The following is a 15,642-nucleotide window of genomic DNA, read 5'->3' as shown; positions in this document are numbered from 1 at the left end:
GGACAAGGATTACTCGTCAGCGCCCTTGTCGATCACTTTGCGACCACGGTATACGCCTTCTGGCGACACGTGGTGACGCAGGTGTACTTCACCGGTGGTTTTCTCTACCGACAGCGCGTTTTCCGACAGGGCGTCGTGGGAACGGCGCATGTCACGGGCAGAGCGGGATTTTTTGTTCTGCTGAACAGCCATAATTGATTAACTCCTAAACGTTTGGGTCACGCTTTAACTGCGCCAAAACACTGAACGGGTTGGACCGCGATACCTCGTCCTTGCTCGATTCGGGCTCGTCTGCGCCCGCCGGCTGCTGGCATTCTTCCGGATGATGAGCAGGCACGATTGGCAAGGCGAGCAGAAGCTCTTCCTCGATCAATGCCTGCAGATCCAAAGGATCTTCGCCCAGTTCCAGCACGTCATAGCCTTTCGGCAACGACTGGGTATTCGCACCCTCCTTCACCACAGCGTATGTACATTCGCTGTGAATCGGCAGGGTGACCAGCTCAAGACAACGCTGGCAAACCATTTTGACTTCGACATCCAGCTCGCTGTGGATAACCACCACGTGCTGTTCATCTCGTTCAAAATCGAACTTCGCCTGCACCGTACCGACATCGTCGGAAAGCGGGTCGCAGAGTCTTTCCAAATCAGCGAGTAGCAGCGAACCATTAATGGTTACGCCACGATCGGCTAATTTGCGCGGGTCAACGTGAGGTGGAATCGGGTCATTCAACATAGGCGCAGCATTCTAGGGATGCCCCCCGCCCCTGTCAAAGGAAATTCGGCGGCATCTCACATGTTAGAATTCGGTTCAAACGATCAGGAGTCTATCATGCTTCCCTTGTTACTGGCTTCCAGCTCTCCCTATCGGCGCGAACTGCTTGAGCGCCTGCGCCTGCCCTTTATCTGGGCAAGCCCCGACGTAGACGAGCGCAGGCTTGATGACGAGCCGGCTACGGAGCTGGTTCGACGTCTTGCCAGACAGAAGGCGCAAGCACTGGCGGTCAGCTACCCGGACCACCTGATTATCGGCTCCGACCAGGTAGCGGTGCTCGGCGAACAGATCCTCGGCAAGCCCCATACGTTCGAACGGGCCTGCGAGCAACTGCTGGAGGCCAGCGGACAGCAAGTGACCTTCCTGACCGGCCTGGCGCTACTGAACAGCGCCACAGGGCAATGCCAGGTCGATTGCGTGCCGTTCACGGTGACGATGCGAGAGCTGGATCGAGCGCGCGTGGAGCGTTACGTGGAAGCGGAACGACCACTCGATTGCGCGGGCAGCTTCAAGGCAGAAGGGTTGGGCGTGAGTTTGTTCAAGAGCACCCATGGGTGCGATGCGACCAGCCTAATCGGGCTGCCGTTGATTCGGCTGGTGGATATGTTGAAGGTTGAGGGGGTGGCAGTGCCCTAGTACGGCCTGGGGGCTTCGGCGCGAGTGAGATCGAGCGCCGCCCGCGCGGCGCATCGCGAGCAAGGCTCGCTCCTACGTCTGTTTCGGGCCAATTATGCCTGTGGGATCTGCGCGCGACCGCTTTGGTGCTGGGCGCGATATTGAGCCGTACAAACAAGGCGGTCGCGCGCGCCTATTGCTGGGGTTACTGGCCCGAAACAAACGTAGGAGCGAGCCTTGCTCGCGATGCGCCGCGCGGGCGGCGCTCGATCTCACACCCACCTCAGCGCGCGCGACGATCACTCAACGCAACTGAACCCCCTGGAACCCCATCCACATCGCCAGGTGCTCCGCCACACTGGCACCAATGCGCTTGGAGAACCGATCGAACGGCGACTCTTCCACAGTGAAGTCCACCAGTGTTTTCTCGCCAACGACCTCACGCGCCACATAGCTGGCACTGCCCAGGCCATCCACCAACCCCAGCGCCTTGGCCTGCTCACCGGACCAGATCAGGCCACTGAACAGCTCCGGATGCTCCTTGTCCTTCAAACGATCGCCCCGCCCCTGCTTGACCATGGCGATGAACTGCTGATGCGTGGTGTTCAGCACACCCTGCCAGAACGCCCTCTCCTCAGGCTTCTCAGGCGAGAACGGATCAAGGAAGGCCTTGTGCTCGCCTGCCGTATAGGTGCGACGCTCGACACCGAGCTTCTCCATCGAGCCAACGAAGCCATAACCCGCCGCGGTAACCCCGATAGAACCCACCAAGCTAGCCTTGTCGGCATAGATTTCGTCAGCGGCGCTGGCAATGTAGTAGGCACCGGAAGCCCCCAGATCGCTGATCACCGCATAGAGCTTGATAGCCGGGTATTCGGCCCGCAGACGCCGGATCTCGTCATACACGTAACCCGCCTGAACCGGACTGCCCCCCGGGCTGTTGATGCGCATCACCACGGCCTTGGTCTTGGCATCCCTGAACGCCTCGCGCAGCCCCTTGACGATATTGTCGGCGCTGGCTGCTTCCTGGTCGGCAATCACCCCACGCACCTCGACCAGCGCGGTGTGACTGGCACTGCGCGAAGCCGCCTTGTCCACATCCATCATCGGCATGAACAGGAACAAGATGCCGAACAGGTAGAGAAAGGTCAGCAGCTTGAAGAAAATCCCCCAGCGGCGGGCGCGGCGCTGCTCCTGAACACCCGCCAGCAGGGTCTTCTCCAGCAACTTCCAGCTCTTGCGCTCTTCGCCGTCACCTTCGGGCTCGGGCGCCTTCCATTCGTCAGCCATGCTCACCTACCTTGGAATTGAACGTGCGCGGGACCGGACAGCCAGTCGCGCAACTGAGAAAAATGATCGATGCACACTTGCGGGCCAAATTCGGCCAACGCGTGCAGCGACATGGCGCCATAACCCACTGCAACCGAGTGCATGCCGGCATTGCTGGCCATTTGCAGGTCGAATGCCGAATCCCCCACCATCAATGCACGCCCGGCATCGACCCGGCAGTGGCCGAGAATCTGCTCGAGCATCAGCGGGTGCGGCTTGCCGCGCGACTCATCCGCCGCACGCGTAATATCGAAAAAGTGCTCCCAGCCATTGGCCTTGAGCACCCGATCCAGGCCTCGACGGGCCTTGCCAGTGGCCACCGCCAAGCGGTAGCCCTCGGCACGAAACGCTTCCAGCGACTCCACCACGCCGTCGAACAACGGCGAAGGCTGTTGATCCAGAGCCACGTAAATATTGGCATAGTGCTGACGGAAACGTTCAACCTGCACAGCATCGAGATGCGGATACAGCGTGGCAATGGCCTCATCTAGCGCCAGGCCGATGATCCCTTTCACCGCCTCATCATCACTTGGCAACTCGCCAGCGCGCTCGGCAGCGACGTTCATGGCATGAACGATGCGACCAATGGAATCGGCCAGAGTGCCGTCCCAGTCGAAGATCAACAGCTCGTAACGGCTTCGCATGGATCAGCTCGCACTCAAGCGTTCAATGGTCTTGGCCCACATTTCATCCACGGGCGCTTCGAGCTTGAGCTCACCACCATCCGGCAGCGGCACGGTCAGGGCATAGGCATGCAGGAACAGGCGCTTGCCACCCAGCTCGCGGATCTCGCGGGAGAAATCTTCGTCACCATACTTGCTGTCGCCGGCAATCATGTGACCGGCATGCAAGGTGTGCACGCGTATCTGATGGGTACGACCGGTGATCGGACGCGCCTCGACGATGGTCGCGAACTCACCGAAACGGCGCAGGACGCGGAACAGCGTCAACGCCTCCTTGCCCTCTTCATCCACCTCGACCATACGCTCACCGGAGCGCAGGTTGCTCTTCTGCAAGGGCGCACTCACCTGCTTCTTGGACGTCGGCCAATGTCCGCGCACCAGCGCCATGTAGCGCTTGTCGACGCCATCACCGCGCAACGCGGCATGCAGGTGGCGCAACATGCTGCGCTTCTTGGCAATCATCAGCAGGCCAGAGGTGTCGCGGTCCAGGCGGTGCACCAACTCCAGCTCCTTGGCTTCCGGACGCAATTGACGCAGCGCTTCGATCACACCAAAGCTCAGGCCGCTACCGCCATGCACGGCGATGCCAGCCGGCTTGTTCATCACGATCAGCGCCTTGTCTTCGTAGACGATGGCCGCCTCCAACCGCTGCAACAAGCCCTGGGCGACCGGCGCTGGCTCGTCGCGCTCAGGCAGCCGGACAGGCGGTACACGGACGATGTCGCCGGCCTGAATCTTGTATTCAGGCTTGACCCGCCCCTTGTTCACCCGCACCTCACCCTTGCGCAGGATGCGGTACACAAGTGTCTTGGGCACGCCCTTGAGGGCCGTAATGAGAAAATTGTCGATGCGTTGGCCGGCAAGTTCCGGCGCGACTTCGATCAGCTGAACGCCGGAAGTCGGAGGGGTATTGGTCGTCATGGCGGGATCATAACAATTTTTTATGGAATTGAAGCACTTAATCATTACTGCTATAGTCGCGAACGCCGCCAAAAGCGGCAGGCCAGCGGCACCAGGCTCTTCGCCGGCCCTGACCAACGCAATTCTCGAGGACGCGAGGCCGTCCGACGGGGTTTTCGCCAGTTTACCGAATTGCCTGGAATCGCCACCAGCGCTGTGTAGAGAAGACCGAAAAAAAACGACAAGTGCGGTGTTTCACCTGCTTACCCGATTCTTTTCGCTGCACCTCTGCCCGCCCGTCGCTTCCACGCAACGTTTGGCGAATGCTTCGGAAATACCTGCCTCGGACATGAATGGCGCCAGCCCAGAACATGCGCTGGCGAAAAATGCAACCCGTTGCGGATTCAGCGCGCGGCAGCACCCGAATTATCAGGGATACGTGCAGGGTGGAGATGCACAGCCCTCGGACCGTGTAGCACCGCGTCCGGCCACCGGCCCACTGAATGGCCGGCGAGCGGATAAGGTCCTGAACAGATGCCTCCGGGCGTCCACGGCTGACGGTTGATTCCTCCTCCTGACTGAGTGCACGAGGCCTGCTTGGTTGATTCGGATACCACAGGCTTCATGACACCGCAGCAAACAGGACGCGTCGTCGCGACAACGGCAGGCTGGGCAACCGGCTGGTGCCGAACGTCGCCAGACACGGGGGTGGCCTTACCACCCTTTGCGCACCTTGGCACCGACCATGAGAAGTCGTGTGTGCCGAACGCCGTTTCCGGCAGCCCGGAAACCGACGGTACAACATGAAAAGAATGCTGATTAACGCGACTCAACCCGAAGAGTTGCGTGTAGCCCTGGTGGACGGCCAACGTCTCTACGACCTGGACATCGAGTCCGGGGCCCGCGAGCAGAAAAAGGCCAACATCTACAAAGGCAAGATCACCCGGATCGAACCTAGCCTCGAAGCCGCCTTCGTCGACTTCGGCTCCGAACGTCACGGCTTCCTGCCGCTGAAAGAAATCTCCCGCGAATACTTCAAGAAAGCCCCTGAAGGCCGCGTCAACATCAAGGAAGTCCTCAGCGAAGGCCAGGAGGTCATCGTCCAGGTCGAGAAGGAAGAGCGTGGCAACAAAGGCGCCGCCCTGACCACCTTCATCAGCCTGGCTGGTCGCTACCTGGTATTGATGCCCAACAACCCGCGCGCCGGTGGTATCTCCCGCCGCATCGAAGGCGAAGAGCGCAACGAGCTGCGCGAAGCCCTGAACGGCCTCACCGTTCCCGGCGACATGGGCCTGATCGTGCGCACCGCCGGCCTGGGCCGCAGCAGCGAAGAAATGCAGTGGGACCTCGACTACCTGCTGCAGCTGTGGACCGCCATCAAGGAAGCATCCCAGGATCGCGCCGCGCCTTTCCTGATCTACCAGGAAAGCAATGTCATCATCCGCGCCATCCGCGACTACCTGCGCCAGGACATCGGCGAAGTGCTGATCGACAGCATCGACGCCCAGGAAGAAGCCCTGACCTTCATTCGCCAGGTCATGCCGCAGTACGCCAGCAAGGTCAAGCTGTACGAAGACAGCGTGCCGCTGTTCAACCGTTTCCAGATCGAAAGCCAGATCGAGACCGCCTTCCAGCGCGTCGTCGACCTGCCGTCCGGCGGCTCGATCGTGATCGACCCGACCGAAGCCCTGGTGTCCATCGACATCAACTCGGCGCGCGCCACTAAAGGTAGCGACATCGAGGAAACCGCCCTGCAGACCAACCTGGAAGCGGCCGAGGAAATCGCCCGCCAACTGCGCCTGCGCGACATCGGCGGCCTGATCGTCATCGACTTCATCGACATGACCCCGGCCAAGAACCAGCGTGCCGTCGAAGAACGCGTGCGCGAATGCCTCGAAGCCGACCGCGCCCGTGTCCAGGTTGGCCGCATTTCGCGTTTCGGCCTGCTGGAAATGTCCCGTCAGCGCCTGCGTCCGTCGCTGGGCGAAAGCAGCGGTATCGTCTGCCCACGCTGCTCCGGCACCGGCATCATCCGTGACGTCGAGTCGCTGTCGCTGGCGATTCTGCGCCTGATCGAAGAAGAAGCGCTGAAAGACCGCACCGCCGAGGTTCGCGCCCAAGTGCCGATCCCGGTCGCGGCCTTCCTGCTCAACGAGAAACGCAACTCGATCACCAAGATCGAACTGCGTACCCGTGCGCGCATCATCATCCTGCCGAACGATCACCTGGAGACACCGCACTTCGAAGTCCAGCGCCTGCGCGACGACAACCCGGACGTGCTGAACAACCAGTCCAGCTACGAAATCGCCGCCGCCGAGACCGAAGAAGCGCCGCAGCCGACCGCCACCCGCACCCTGGTTCGTCAGGAAGCCGCTGTCAAGACCGCCCCGGCCCGCGCCAACGCACCGGTCCCGAGCGCTGAAGAACAGCCTGCCGCAACACCCGCCCCGGCCCCGGCCCCGAGCGCACCAGAACCAAGCCTGTTCAAAGGCCTGGTGAAGTCGCTGGTCAGCCTGTTCGCCGGCAAGGAAGAGCCTGCCGCAGCGCCAGCGGTCGCCGCCGAGAAGCCCGCTACCGAACGCCCTCAACGCAACGAAGAGCGTCGTAACGGTCGCCAGCAGAGCCGCAACCGAAACGGCCGTCGCGACGACGAACGCAAGCCGCGTGAAGAGCGTGCCGAGCGCGCCCCCCGCGAAGAGCGCCAGCCGCGTGAGGAACGTGCACCGCGCGAGGAGCGTGTCGCCCGCGAAGAGCGCGCCCCACGCGAGGAGCGTCAACCACGCCAACCCCGCGAAGATCGCCGTGCCAACCGTGAAGAGCGGGTACGCGAACTGCGCGAACCGCTGGACGCCGCACCGACCGCGCGTGAAGAACGTCAGCCCCGAGAAGAACGCGCACCGCGTGAAGAGCGTGCGCCTCGCGAAGAACGTGCACCGCGTGAGGAACGCGCGCCACGTGAAGAGCGCGCTCCGCGTGAAGAACGAGCACCACGCGAAGAGCGGGCTCCGCGTGAAGAACGCGCTCCACGCGAAGAACGCGCCCCCCGTGAGGAGCGTGCGCCGCGCCCACCGCGTGAGGAGCGCCAGCCTCGCGCTAGCGAACAGGCTGCGGAGCAGGCCGAAGAGCAACTGCCGAACGAAGAGCAACTGCAGGACGAGCTGGAAGGTGCCGATGGCGAGCGCCCACGCCGCCGTTCGCGCGGTCAGCGTCGTCGCAGCAACCGCCGTGAGCGCCAGCGCAATGCCAACGGCGAGCTGATCGAAGGCAGCGAGGAAGAAGGCAGCGAAGAGCAGCCACAACAGCACCAGGCCACCGAGCTGGGTGCCGAACTGGCAGCCGGCCTGGCCGTCACCGCCGCGGTCGCCACCAGCAACATCAGCGCCACCGCCGAGGCCGAAGCCAATCAGCAGGCAGAGCGTGCCACCGCTGAAGTCGCCAGCACTGAAACCGTCGAAGCGCCTCAGGCTGCCGAGCAGGTTGAAGCAAGCGTCAAGGCTGAACAGGCTGAAGAAGTGGCGATTGCCCCTGCGGTCGAACAGCCAGTCAGCGAGCCGGTCGCTCCGGTTGAAGCCAGTGTCGAGCCGGCAGTGGAAGTCGCGCCACAGCCTGCGGTAGAAGAAGCCTCTGCGGTGGTTGTCGAAGCGCCGGCGGAAGTAGCCGCCGTTGAAGCACCTGCCGTCGAAGTCGAGCAGGCACCTGTGGTCGTTGAAGCGGCCCCGGTTGCCGAGCCCGTGGTCGAGGCCCCGGCGGTCGAAGCCCAGCCCGAAGTAGCGGCCGAGCCCGCCCCTGTGGTTTCCGAGCCAGCAGCGGCTGAAGCACCTGCTACCGTGATGCTGCCAAACGGCCGTGCACCGAACGACCCACGTGAAGTGCGCCGCCGCCGCCTCGAAGCCGAAGCAGCGGCCAAGGCTGCGCAAGAAGCGGCTGCGTCGGCTGGAGAGCCAGCGCTGGAAACCGCTGACGAGCAGAAGCCACACCACGGTTGATGCCATCGCCTGAGTGAAAAAGCCCCGCCAGTGCAAACTGGGCGGGGCTTTTTCTTGGGGAGCGTTTTGGTTTGAGGATGGATGCGCTTGTCGGAGGTTTTTCAGCGGCTTTGAGATCGAGCGCCGCCCGCGCGGCGCATCGCGAGCAAGGCTCGCTCCTACGCTTGTTTCGGGCCAATGAGTCCTGCGGGATTTGCGCGCGAGCGCTCTGTCACACGACGCAAGAAAGCGGTCACGTGCGCCTGTCACAGACATGTTTGGCCGTAAACAAGCGTAGGAGCGAGCCTTGCTCGCGATGCGCCTCGCGGGCGGCGCTCGATTTACCCACCACCTCTAAACCCAAGACAAGCGCAAGGCAACCCCAGCCCTCAGTAGAGGTTGGGCTCCATCTCCAACTCAACCCCAAACCGTTCGTAAATATCCGCTTGAATCCGTCGCGCCAGATCATGCAACTGCGCCCCACTTGCCTGGCCATGATTGACCAGCACCAGCGCCTGCAACCGATGCACGCCGGCATCCCCATCACGGTAGCCCTTCCAGCCCGCCTGTTCGATCAACCAACCCGCCGCCAGCTTGACCTGGCCATCGGCCTGGGCATACGCCACCACGCCTGGATGCTGTGCACGAATTCGCTCAGCCACCGCTGCGGGTACCACCGGGTTCTTGAAGAAGCTCCCGGCATTGCCAAGCTCGGCCGGATCAGGCAATTTCTCGCGACGAATGCTGCAGATCGCGTCGCTTATCGCTTGCGCAGTCGGCTGTTCGATGCCTTGCTCCGCCAGACGCTGGCGCACCGGGCCGTAATCCAGATGCGCCTGCAAGGCTCGGCTCAGGGCAAAGCGCACGCGCAAGATCAGCCAGCGGCCTGGGTTGCGCTTGAATACGCTGTCACGGTAGCCGAACGCGCATTCTTCCAGGGCAAAATCCCGCACCTCGCCGGTTTCCCGGTCGAGCGCGGTCAACCCAGCGAACACGTCCTTGATCTCGACGCCATAGGCACCCACGTTCTGCATTGGCGCCGCGCCAACGGTGCCGGGGATCAAGCTCAAGTTCTCAAGACCACTGAAACCCTTCGCCAACGTCGATTGCACGAAAGGATGCCAGGGCTCACCGGCCTCGGCCTCGACCACCACGCGACTGCCATCGTCCAGCAACACCCGCTGGCCGCGACTGGCCATGTGCAGCACCAGTGCGTCGATGTCGCGGGTCAGCAGCAGGTTACTGCCTCCCCCCAGAACGAACACCGGCACGTTACACTGCTGCGCCTCGGCCAACGCCGCGCGCACTTCGGCATCGCTGTGGGCCTGGACAAAATATCGTGCCTTCACGTCGATGCCGAAGGTGTTGTAGGCCTTGAGCGATACCTGCTCCTGCCAATGCGCCGTCATAACCGCCCCTTGATTTCCACGACCAGCTCGCGGCATGCCGCTTCGATCAGGTCCAGCACGCGCTCGAAACCTTCTGCCCCACCGTAGTAAGGGTCTGGCACTTCGTCGAGCTCAGCACCGTAGCGGCGCAGGAACAGGTCCAGCTCGCCTTTTGCCGTATGCGGACGCAGGGCGCGCAGGTGGCTGAGGTTGCTTTCATCCATGGCCAGAATCAGGTCGTACTCGGCGAAATGCGCCGCCTTCACCTGCTGCGCACGTTGCCGCGACAGGTCGTAGCCACGCGCCAGCGCCGCCTTGCTGGTGCGGCTGTCAGGGGCTTTGCCCACATGCCATTCAGCCGTGCCGGCCGAGGCCACGTGCACCTGGTCGGCCAGGCCAGCGGCCCGCAGTTGATGGCGTAGCACCCCTTCGGCGGTCGGCGAACGGCAGATGTTGCCCAGGCAGACGAACAGAACGCGCATCAGGCCTCCAGCAAGCGCCGGACGCGCTCCAGGTCTTCAGGGGTATCCACACCCACCGCTGGCGCTTCGATCGCATCTTCGACGTGAATACGCACGCCATGCCACAGGGCGCGCAGCTGTTCCAGTGCCTCGGTCTGCTCGAGCCAGCATGGGCCCCAGCTGACGAAGTCCTGGAGGAAGCCCACGCGGTAGGCGTACATGCCAATATGGCGGCGGTAAGGCACGCTCTCGGGCAGTCGATCGCGGTCCTTGGCGAAAGCATCGCGAGCCCACGGCAGTGGCGCGCGGCTGAACGTGAGGGCCAGCCCGTTCTTGTCGCTGACCACCTTGACCGCGTTGGGATTGAACACCGCCTGCGGCTCGTGGATCGGCTCTGCCAGGGTGGCAATGCCCGCTTCCGGGTGGGCCGCCAGGTTAGCCGCCACCTGGTCGATGATCACCGGGGGAATCAGCGGCTCGTCGCCTTGCACGTTGACCACGATGGCATCGGCAGGCAGTCCCAGGTGGGCCGCCACTTCGGCCAGACGGTCGGTGCCGGACTCGTGGTCGGCACGGGTCATCAGCACTTCGGCGCCGAATGCCTGGCAGGCTTCGACGATACTGCTGTCGTCGGTGGCGATCACCACGCGGTTGGCACCGCTCTTGCGGGCCTGTTCCCAGACGTGCTGGATCATCGGCTTGCCGGCGATCGGCAACAGCGGTTTGCCCGGAAGGCGCGTGGAGCGCAGGCGGGCCGGAATGACCACGGTGAAGTTCAGGTTCATTTGTCCAGACGCTCGTCGTCGGTCAGGGTGCGAGCCTCGCTCTCCAGCATAACCGGGATGCCATCGCGGATCGGGTAGGCAAGGCCTGCACCCTTGCTGATCAGCTCGGTCTTGTCGGCGCTGAGCTTGAGCGGGCCCTTGGTGATCGGGCAGGCCAGGATGTCGAGCAGTTTGGTGTCCATGGAAAGCGTCCTTGAGGCCAGGTGGCCGTGTGTTGAATAAGGGCTCAGGGCTGGGGCAGCAAGCGCTGCAGCTGGCCGTCGAACCAGCCGACGAACGCTGGCGAGGGCTGCGCCTCGACGGTGAGGTACCACCAGTCATCCGCTGCGAAGGCCCGGCATTTGACCGCATCTTTCTCGGTCATGACCAGCGGCAACGGCGGGCTGAAGGCCAGGCTTTCAGCGCTGAACTGCGCGTGGTCAGCGAAAGGATGCGGCACCGGCTGCCAGTTTAGCCCTAGGAGGGTGTTGAAGAAACGTTGGGGGTTGCCGATGCCCGCCACGGCGTGCAGTGCCTGGCCGGCAGGGAAATGGTCCAGCGCACGACGCTCGCCACTGCGCAGGTTGACCAGCGCAGAGGGCTGCAGGCTGAAGGCGAAACCACCCTCGCGGTCAGCGCTGGCGCCGTTGAGCAGCACCGCATCGGCCGCCTGCAGGCGCTCGGCTGGCTCGCGCAAGGGCCCAGCCGGCAAGCAGCGGCCATTGCCCAGGCCACGGGCGGCGTCGATCAGCACCAGTTCCAGGTCGCGGGCAAGGCGGTAGTGCTGCATGCCGTCGTCGCACAGGATCAGGTCCAGTGGTTCGCTGGCCAGCAGCGCCTGCACGGCGCGGGAGCGGTCTGGGTCGATCATCAACGGCACGCCTGTGCGCTGGACGATCAGCAACGGCTCGTCGCCGGCCTGTTCGGCACTGTGCTCGGCGCTGACGCGCCACGGCAACTGCGGCGGCTTGGCGCCATAGCCACGGCTGACCACGCCGACCTTGAGCCCGCGCTGGCGGCAGTGGTCGATCAACCACAGAATCATCGGTGTCTTACCGGTACCGCCGACGGTGATGTTGCCCACCACGATGACCGGCACCGGCGCACGGTAGCTGGGGCTTTCGCCGCTGAGAAATCGCGCGCGCTTGCCCACCACCACACGCCGGTACAAGGCTTCGAGCGGGCGCAGCAGGGCCAGGGCCGGGTGCCCGGCATACCAGGCCGCGAGCAGACGGTCGGCGAAGGCCATCAAGGCGTCCCCTGGGCAGCCTCGACAGTGGTCATGCGCAGGTGGCTGAAACCGAGCTTACCGGCAGCATCCATCGCAGTGACCACGGCCTGGTGCGGGGTTTTGCCATCGGCGCTAATGGCCAGTGGCAACGTAGTGTCACCACCGGATTCGCGCTCGATGGCCTCGGTCAGGGTGGCCAGGTCGCTCTTGGGCAGCAGGTGGTTGTTCACCGAGTACACGCCATCGGCACTGATGGTGATTTCCACCAGTTTGTCCTGGTCGGCTGGTGGCTGCTCTGCACTGGCGGCCTCGGGCAGTTCGACCCGCAACTGGGTTTCGCGGGTGAAGGTGGTGGTGACGACGAAGAACAGCAGCAGCACGAACACCACGTCGATCAGCGACGCGAGGTTGATGTCGACGTTCTCCCGCTGGCGATTGCGCCGGAACTTCACGCCTTGCCTCCAGCCACTTCCACTTCGCGGTCGCCCTGGATCACTTCCACCAGCTTGATCGCTTCCTGCTCCATGCCGACCACCAGCTCATCGATGCGGCGCAGCAGGAAGCGATGGAAGAACACTGCCGGAATACCGACCATCAGGCCCGCAGCGGTGGTGACCAGGGCCTTGGAGATCCCCCCGGCCAACACGGCAGCATTGGCGGTCATCTGCGAGCCCATGAAGGCACTGAAGATGTCGATCATGCCCAACACGGTGCCCAGCAGGCCGAGCAGCGGAGCCATGGCGGCGATGGTGCCCAAGGTGCTGATGTAGCGCTCCAGTTCGTGGATGACGCGCGAGGCGGCTTCCTCGATGCACTCTTTCATGATTTCGCGGCCATGGCGGGAGTTGGCCAGGCCTGCGGCGAGGATTTCACCCAGCGGCGAGTCGGCGCGCAAGGCCTTGAGCTTGTCACTGGTAAGCTGTTTGTCCTTGATCCAGATCCACACCTGGCCCAACAGGTGCGGCGGAGTGACACGGCTGGCGCGCAGGGTCCACAGGCGCTCGACGACGATAGCCATGGCGGCGATGGAGCTCAGAATGATCGGCAGCATCATCCAACCGCCGGACTTGACCAATTCCCACACAGTAAACGCCCCTTCGGAAAAAGGCCGCCACTCTACCATAGGACCGGAGGGGGCTCATCTGCCGGAGGTCAGGGAATTGTGCCGACGGCACTGGCCCTATCGCCGCGAAGCCGGCTCCCACAGGCATCAGCGCGGTACCTGGCTGGATGGCGAGGGGGCTGCCGCACGCCAGAAACGCCGCTGCGCACGCAGGCCCTCTACCCCACCGCGATGCCCCAGGCGCAAGCGCAATGCCCCCTCCACCGCCGTATCATGAATCACCACGCCATGGCGCCGGTAGCGTTCGATCACCTGCGGGTGCGGATGGCCAAACCCATTGTTGCGCCCTCGCGAAATCAACACGCCACGCGGCTTGGTGGCCTTGATGAAAGCCTCGGTGGACGACGTGCGGCTACCGTGATGGGGCGATTGCAACCAGTCGATGTCGGGCTGCTCGCTGGCGGCCAGCCAGGCACGCTCGGCACCCGCCTCCATGTCACCCGCCAAAAGCAGCCGCTCGCCTTGCGCCTCGACCAGTAGCACGCAAGAGCGGTCATTGCTGCCTTGCGCCTCGGGCCATCGCCACAGCGAAAAGCGCACGCCATCCCATTCCCAGCGCTCATCGCTGACGCAGGGCTGCGCTCCAGACAGCGCCTGTGCCTCTCCCGCCAGCAGGCGCCCGATGGGCAACCCGCGCGCCACAGCCTGCGCGCCACCGGCGTGGTCGGCATGGGCATGGCTGATCAGCATCATGTCCAGGCGGCTCACCCCCAGCTTGCGCAGGGTCGGCAGCACCACCCATTCACCCAGGTCACTGTCACCGCGTGCTGGCCCTGCATCGTACAGAAGGCTGTGGGTTCGGGTTCGCAGCAGTACCGCCAACCCTTGGCCGACATCCAATTGCCAGACCTCCACCTGCCCCTGCGGCACCTGCTCTGGCGGTACCCACAAGGCCAGCAGCATCACCCCACCCAAGCCACGCAGTGGCACGCCTCTGGGCAACAACACCAGCAGTGCCCCGCCCGCCACCAACAGCCATGCCCACAGGGGCAATGCAGCGGGCATCCAGGCAGAACGCCAACCCGCCACCTTGCCCAAAAGCCAGAAGAGCAGCTCCAACAAGCCACCCGCCAGCCACAGCAAGCCCTCGCCCACACTGCCCAATGGCAGCAGCAGCGTGCCGAGCAACGCCAGCGGCAACACCGTCAGGCTGATCAAGGGCACTGCAAAGAGGTTGGCCAGGGGCGCACTCAGGCTGACCGGCAGCCCTGTGGCGAGCAACACTGGCAGCAGGCCAATGGCGATTACCCACTGCGCACGGGTCCAGGCTTGCCAGGGTCGCCAGCCACCCAGACGTGCGCTGAAGCAGTAAATGAGTACGGCCACCGCGGCGAAAGACAACCAGAACCCGGGCAACAACGCAGCCAATGGCTCGAACAACAGCACCGCGATGAGCGCCAACAGCAAGGGTATCCCGGAACCGATGTGGCGGAAGCGCAGGCGCCAGGCCAGTACCACGGCCAACATCAAGCAGGCTCGCTGCACCGGCACGCCCCACCCCGCCAGCCCGCCATACCCCAGCGCCGCCGCCATGGCCAGGCCACAGGCCCACGGCAGCCAAGGCTGGCGATGAGGCCAGAGCCCCCAGCGCGCCAGCCCGGCGACCAACCCGTACAGCAGGCCGGCCACCAGACCGATGTGTTGCCCGGAGATGACCAGCAAGTGCACCGTGCCCGTGGCCTGCAGGGTTTGCCAATCGTCCCGGGCCAATGCCGCTCCATCGCCCAACACCAAGGCAACCAGCGCGGCTTCACGGCCCTGTGCCTGGACCGCGAGCAGCCGCTGACGCAGTTGGTCGCGCCAACTGCCCGCTACGGACGACAGCTTCTCGCCGGCCTTGACCGTGCCGGTTGCGCCGATCCGTCGGGCCAACAGGCTTGCCTCGCGGTCCGGACCATGGGGGTTGAGCAAGCCTGTCGGGCGCTGCAAGGTGACGGCCAGACGCCAGTGTTCGCCCGCGCGCAGCGGCGGACCGTCGAACCAGCTCAGTTGCAGACGGGTCGGTAACTCGGCTCGGCGCGAGAGTGGCTGCGACAACTCAAAACGCACGCCTTGCGCGGTGCGAGTCGGCAACCCGACCACCCTGCCCTCCAGCCATAACGTACGGCCATCGAGCTGCGGCGCCAACCGATCATCCAGGGCCTGCTGGGCCGACCAGCAGGCCCAGCACACGCCCAGCAGAAAACAGGCGACCGACCACCACCGAACACACAGGCAGCCCAAGCCACAGCACAGCAACAGCAATAGCCAGCCGACCGACGGCAAGGCCGGCAGAAACCCCAGGCACAACAGCCCAATGGCGAGCGCAAGCATCCCTTTGCGCATGAGATAGAGCTCCAGAAGCGAAAATACCTTCTGAGGCATAGACGAATTGGCGCCTGAGCTTGCTCAACAATTGTCACAAACTCTGA

Annotated in this window: 15 protein-coding genes; 2 read left to right on the top strand and 13 right to left on the bottom strand. The window is 63.8% G+C overall.

All coding sequences use genetic code 11. The features are described from left to right. Positions 1-9: 9 nt before the first annotated feature. Together rpmF and P3R38_RS07155 are read right to left on the bottom strand one after the other, a co-directional pair. Positions 10-192 (bottom strand): 50S ribosomal protein L32, encoded by a 183-nt coding sequence (gene rpmF / locus P3R38_RS07160; protein WP_010223221.1) that lies wholly within the window; start codon positions 190-192, stop codon positions 10-12. A 13-nt stretch (positions 193-205) separates the two neighbouring features. Then, on the bottom strand, positions 206-733 hold the full coding sequence (locus P3R38_RS07155; protein WP_023379405.1) for a YceD family protein: 528 nt from the start codon (positions 731-733) through the stop codon (positions 206-208). Between the two features lie 96 nt (positions 734-829). Between P3R38_RS07155 and P3R38_RS07150 the strand changes: the two genes are divergently transcribed. Further along, complete coding sequence (locus tag P3R38_RS07150; RefSeq protein ID WP_027907749.1) at positions 830-1,408, top strand: nucleoside triphosphate pyrophosphatase; 579 nt, start codon at positions 830-832, stop codon at positions 1,406-1,408. 282 nt (positions 1,409-1,690) lie between these two features. Here the strand turns inward: P3R38_RS07150 and P3R38_RS07145 are convergent, their stop codons facing one another. Genes P3R38_RS07145 through rluC form a run of 3 tightly spaced genes read right to left on the bottom strand, consistent with a single transcriptional unit; the run spans position 1,691 to position 4,320 of the window. Next, entirely contained in the window at positions 1,691-2,677 is a 987-nt protein-coding gene (locus P3R38_RS07145) for a S49 family peptidase (protein WP_023379403.1), read from the bottom strand. A 2-nt stretch (positions 2,678-2,679) separates the two neighbouring features. Next, positions 2,680-3,360: an HAD family hydrolase gene (locus P3R38_RS07140; RefSeq protein ID WP_277686947.1), complete on the bottom strand. Its 681-nt coding sequence runs from the start codon at positions 3,358-3,360 to the stop codon at positions 2,680-2,682. Positions 3,361-3,363: 3 nt separating this feature from the next. Next, entirely contained in the window at positions 3,364-4,320 is a 957-nt protein-coding gene (gene rluC, locus P3R38_RS07135) for a 23S rRNA pseudouridine(955/2504/2580) synthase RluC (protein WP_023379401.1), read from the bottom strand. Between the two features lie 782 nt (positions 4,321-5,102). Here rluC and rne point away from each other — a divergent pair. Then, complete coding sequence (rne, locus tag P3R38_RS07130; RefSeq protein ID WP_202675985.1) at positions 5,103-8,285, top strand: ribonuclease E; 3,183 nt, start codon at positions 5,103-5,105, stop codon at positions 8,283-8,285. A gap of 368 nt (positions 8,286-8,653) precedes the next feature. On the opposite strand, the gene murB is transcribed toward rne, so the two are convergent. The 8 genes from murB to P3R38_RS07090 all read right to left on the bottom strand — a co-directional run bounded on the left by murB (position 8,654) and on the right by P3R38_RS07090 (position 15,556). Continuing rightward, positions 8,654-9,673, bottom strand: coding sequence for a UDP-N-acetylmuramate dehydrogenase (gene murB, locus P3R38_RS07125; protein WP_104882815.1), 1,020 nt, complete (start codon positions 9,671-9,673; stop codon positions 8,654-8,656). After that, on the bottom strand, positions 9,670-10,134 hold the full coding sequence (locus P3R38_RS07120) for a low molecular weight protein-tyrosine-phosphatase (protein ID WP_104882033.1): 465 nt from the start codon (positions 10,132-10,134) through the stop codon (positions 9,670-9,672). Before P3R38_RS07120 ends, murB begins: the two co-directional genes overlap by 4 nt. Then, entirely contained in the window at positions 10,134-10,898 is a 765-nt protein-coding gene (gene kdsB, locus P3R38_RS07115; RefSeq protein ID WP_027907743.1) for a 3-deoxy-manno-octulosonate cytidylyltransferase, read from the bottom strand. Before kdsB ends, P3R38_RS07120 begins: the two co-directional genes overlap by 1 nt. Continuing rightward, the gene (locus tag P3R38_RS07110) at positions 10,895-11,080 is read right to left on the bottom strand and encodes a Trm112 family protein (protein ID WP_003247142.1); all 186 of its coding nucleotides are present in this window, start codon (positions 11,078-11,080) and stop codon (positions 10,895-10,897) included. The genes kdsB and P3R38_RS07110 overlap by 4 nt, the downstream gene beginning before the upstream one ends. A gap of 44 nt (positions 11,081-11,124) precedes the next feature. Beyond that, complete coding sequence (gene lpxK / locus P3R38_RS07105) at positions 11,125-12,126, bottom strand: tetraacyldisaccharide 4'-kinase (RefSeq protein ID WP_023379396.1); 1,002 nt, start codon at positions 12,124-12,126, stop codon at positions 11,125-11,127. Further along, positions 12,126-12,560 carry a biopolymer transporter ExbD gene (locus P3R38_RS07100; RefSeq protein ID WP_023379395.1) on the bottom strand — a complete coding sequence of 145 codons (435 nt, stop codon included), beginning with the start codon at positions 12,558-12,560 and terminating at the stop codon, positions 12,126-12,128. The genes lpxK and P3R38_RS07100 overlap by 1 nt, the downstream gene beginning before the upstream one ends. Further along, positions 12,557-13,192 (bottom strand): MotA/TolQ/ExbB proton channel family protein, encoded by a 636-nt coding sequence (locus P3R38_RS07095; RefSeq protein WP_023379394.1) that lies wholly within the window; start codon positions 13,190-13,192, stop codon positions 12,557-12,559. The genes P3R38_RS07100 and P3R38_RS07095 overlap by 4 nt, the downstream gene beginning before the upstream one ends. A gap of 126 nt (positions 13,193-13,318) precedes the next feature. Then, the gene (locus P3R38_RS07090; protein ID WP_277686946.1) at positions 13,319-15,556 is read right to left on the bottom strand and encodes a DNA internalization-related competence protein ComEC/Rec2; all 2,238 of its coding nucleotides are present in this window, start codon (positions 15,554-15,556) and stop codon (positions 13,319-13,321) included. Positions 15,557-15,642: the final 86 nt, after the last annotated feature.

It is taken from the genome of Pseudomonas sp. NyZ480 (genome assembly GCF_029537255.1).
GTDB lineage: Bacteria > Pseudomonadota > Gammaproteobacteria > Pseudomonadales > Pseudomonadaceae > Aquipseudomonas > Aquipseudomonas taiwanensis.
This window is presented reverse-complemented; position numbering and strand designations above follow the sequence as displayed.

What these genes read in the sequence shown, in the direction of transcription:
- lpxK (WP_023379396.1), bottom strand. Translation starts at nt 12,126, where the DNA reads ATGGCCTTCGCCGACCGTCTGCTCGCGGCCTGGTATGCCGGGCACCCG.
- P3R38_RS07150 (WP_027907749.1), top strand. Translation starts at nt 830, where the DNA reads ATGCTTCCCTTGTTACTGGCTTCCAGCTCTCCCTATCGGCGCGAACTG.
- P3R38_RS07110 (WP_003247142.1), bottom strand. Translation starts at nt 11,080, where the DNA reads ATGGACACCAAACTGCTCGACATCCTGGCCTGCCCGATCACCAAGGGC.
- P3R38_RS07120 (WP_104882033.1), bottom strand. Translation starts at nt 10,134, where the DNA reads ATGCGCGTTCTGTTCGTCTGCCTGGGCAACATCTGCCGTTCGCCGACC.
- rluC (WP_023379401.1), bottom strand. Translation starts at nt 4,320, where the DNA reads ATGACGACCAATACCCCTCCGACTTCCGGCGTTCAGCTGATCGAAGTC.
- rpmF (WP_010223221.1), bottom strand. Translation starts at nt 192, where the DNA reads ATGGCTGTTCAGCAGAACAAAAAATCCCGCTCTGCCCGTGACATGCGC.
- P3R38_RS07140 (WP_277686947.1), bottom strand. Translation starts at nt 3,360, where the DNA reads ATGCGAAGCCGTTACGAGCTGTTGATCTTCGACTGGGACGGCACTCTG.
- P3R38_RS07145 (WP_023379403.1), bottom strand. Translation starts at nt 2,677, where the DNA reads ATGGCTGACGAATGGAAGGCGCCCGAGCCCGAAGGTGACGGCGAAGAG.
- P3R38_RS07090 (WP_277686946.1), bottom strand. Translation starts at nt 15,556, where the DNA reads ATGCGCAAAGGGATGCTTGCGCTCGCCATTGGGCTGTTGTGCCTGGGG.
- murB (WP_104882815.1), bottom strand. Translation starts at nt 9,673, where the DNA reads ATGACGGCGCATTGGCAGGAGCAGGTATCGCTCAAGGCCTACAACACC.
- rne (WP_202675985.1), top strand. Translation starts at nt 5,103, where the DNA reads ATGAAAAGAATGCTGATTAACGCGACTCAACCCGAAGAGTTGCGTGTA.
- kdsB (WP_027907743.1), bottom strand. Translation starts at nt 10,898, where the DNA reads ATGAACCTGAACTTCACCGTGGTCATTCCGGCCCGCCTGCGCTCCACG.
- P3R38_RS07155 (WP_023379405.1), bottom strand. Translation starts at nt 733, where the DNA reads ATGTTGAATGACCCGATTCCACCTCACGTTGACCCGCGCAAATTAGCC.